The 2,607-nt window shown below is 55.3% G+C and carries 2 protein-coding genes and 1 pseudogene; all 3 read right to left on the reverse strand.

All coding sequences use genetic code 11. The features are described 5' to 3' along the window. Window positions 1-188 precede the first annotated feature (188 nt). Window positions 189-758: an aminodeoxychorismate/anthranilate synthase component II gene (locus CSQ89_RS20960; RefSeq protein WP_099407916.1), complete on the reverse strand. Its 570-nt coding sequence runs from the start codon at window positions 756-758 to the stop codon at window positions 189-191. A 239-nt stretch (window positions 759-997) separates the two neighbouring features. Then, window positions 998-2,389, reverse strand: a pseudogene (locus CSQ89_RS20965) (PLxRFG domain-containing protein); the annotation flags it as partial. A gap of 12 nt (window positions 2,390-2,401) precedes the next feature. Beyond that, window positions 2,402-2,607: hypothetical protein (locus CSQ89_RS20970; protein ID WP_233203386.1), on the reverse strand; the 206-nt coding region annotated here is incomplete at its 5' end.

Raw genomic sequence — 2,607 nt, forward strand, 5'->3', positions numbered from 1 at the left:
TGAGACTAGCCATGGGGTTACTCCTTGGCGCTTGCGCGCTGTTTCGATAAAGATTCGCACCTGTATCAAAACGGGTAACCCCACCATTTGCAAGGTGAGACTGTCAGATCAAGTCTGAACTTCTACAACTATTGGCACTTCTTCAACCACATAAATGAACGCTTCACCACCTATTCAGTTGCAGTGGTTCAACCATAGTTCTTCAAAAAATTATCCAACATCTTGTGACCGTGCTCGGTCAGGATGGCTTCGGGGTGGAACTGCACACCTTCAACAGGCAGCGTTTTGTGCCGAACTCCCATGATTTCGCCATCATCGGTCCAAGCCGTAATTTCGAGGCAGTCTGGAAAGCTCTCCCGTTCGATAACCAGCGAGTGATAACGCGTTGCGGTGAATGGGGAAGGCAGGTCTTTGAATGTACCGGTATTAGTGTGGCTGACAGGTGAGGTCTTGCCATGCATCAACTGCTTGGCGTGAATGATCTTGCCGCCAAATGCTTGGCCAATGGACTGATGGCCTAGGCAGACGCCCAGCAACGGAATCTCACCCGCGAAGCGTTGGATTGCGGCTACCGAAATACCTGCTTCGCTGGGCGAGCATGGGCCAGGAGAGACAACCAGATATTGCGGTTTTTTTGCCGCAATTTCGTCTAGCGAGATTTCGTCGTTGCGATGAACTTCCACTTCCTGGCCTAGTTCACAAAAGTACTGGACCAGATTGTAGGTAAATGAATCGTAGTTATCGATAACTAGCAGCATTCTGGACATAACTCCTTGTATTGTATGATGTTGGTCGGGCTTTCTTCTGTTTCATGCCCGCATATATGCCCGCATTTTCATTTGCTGAGATCGCTTGCATGGTAGAGGCTAGCCGCTCGCCTTGTATTAGCAGTAATTTATCACGCTATGGGTGTAGCGAGCGGCCACATTAAGCACGGTGTTCACCTCGACGCCGGCTTATGTCACCTCGCGGATTTCCGGCAGATATATCCAGCTCCCTAACGCAGTTCCTTGGGTACACGTTTCCTAATCCGCTCCGCCTTGCTCATCCGAATCTCTTTCACCCGACGACTGATGGCAGTTCGCGTAATCTGGACCGGTGTGTCTGGATTCGTGGCATTCCACTCCTTCAAGCGGCGTTGTGCTGCCTCTCTCCCTTCGCTATCCCCTAGCGCGATAGCTTGCGCCAATTGGTCAGAAATCGACTGTTTGACGCTGCGCTGTAATTCAATACGGCGCTGATCCGCCCCCATTGCCTGCTGTACCTCTGCCACTTCCCTCGGCTGAAACCCAATCCCCTTGATGATGGCTTGCGTGGTATCGGTATCGATGACCTTACGCCCCTTGGTATCCCGGTACATGCCGGTCATGGCCATGTCAGCGCCCTTGGCGATATTCTGTAGCGCTACCGGCGTAATTGCGCCGAATGCGGCTGCCACGTCCCCGCTGGCCAGATTACCGAATGCCTTGCCGGCTTGATTCATCAAGCCACCGACCGGCCCCGCAAACTGGGCGATATCGTCGGTCTTGTTGTTCTCGAACGGCGTGAGCAGGCGTGTACCCGGCAGCAAGTTGCCCAGTCCTAGCCGGCCCTGCACATCAAGCGGCATACCGGGCATGGCGCTGGCCCCATCCAATACCACTCCCCCAATTGTCTTACCCAATGAGCCCATCACGGCACGACGCAACGAGGCTTCGCTATCGGTGTTGAAACCCATGAAGCGGCCCAGGGTATCGATCAAGTCTTGAATGTCCTCGGCGAACGGCAAGCCTTGCAGGCCGGCTGCCAGCAATAGCACGGCCAAGGCAATCACTTGGCCCTGGCGGTCCATGCGCTTGAACATTTCCAGGTAGCTGATGCTGTATTGCTTGAAGGTGAACACCGTCGCACCCAACACACCCCGCGCCCAGTTCGGTCGGTTGCCCCGGTTATAAAGCCCTTGGGTTTCCTGCACCGCTTTCTCGGCAAACTGGTACGGGTCTTTGATCTTCTCTTGCGTTGCCGTTTCGAAGGCAGCGATATAGGTCATGCGCCGATTCACCGACTCGGCCAAGGCGAACATCGAGCCCCAAATGGCTTTGAAGGCACGCAAACCCGGCTGGCCGTCCAGCATCGTGCCACCGGCTTCGGCCATCAACTGGTGGATTTCATGCGGCGCCACAATGCCGTCTGCTTCGGCCTGCTTTAATGCTTTGGCCAAGTCAGGGGCATGCTGCTTGGCATAGATACGGCTGGCGGCGCTGGCAAGGCGCTGGGCTGCCTTGGCTGCACCACCGAATTGCGACAGATACGGAAAGGTCATGATGGCGGGCTGGGTCAGGTTGACCGCAGCACTTGCCACCGAACCACCCAGGAAGTGCAGGAACATATAGCCACGTAGGGCGGCTGCCTCTTCCTTCGGTTAGGTCAGATACTGCACCAGGCTGGCCGCTTCGTCCTTCACATCTCCCTTGCACTGCTCTGCTGCTTCCAGCATTTCCGCTCGATTGAAGTTGCCCGATGCTTGGCGGGCATTCGACACAATGAAGCTGGCCACCACGCGGCTTAAGTCGTCGCTATAACCTTCAACGCCCTTGCGATGGATCATGCGCTTCAAGGCGCTGCGGT

It is taken from the genome of Chitinimonas sp. BJB300 (assembly GCF_002735695.1).
Lineage (GTDB): Bacteria > Pseudomonadota > Gammaproteobacteria > Burkholderiales > Chitinimonadaceae > Chitinimonas.

Excerpts from the sequence above, each read along its gene's own strand:
- CSQ89_RS20960 (WP_099407916.1), bottom strand. The coding sequence starts at position 758 with ATGCTGCTAGTTATCGATAACTACGATTCATTTACCTACAATCTGGTC.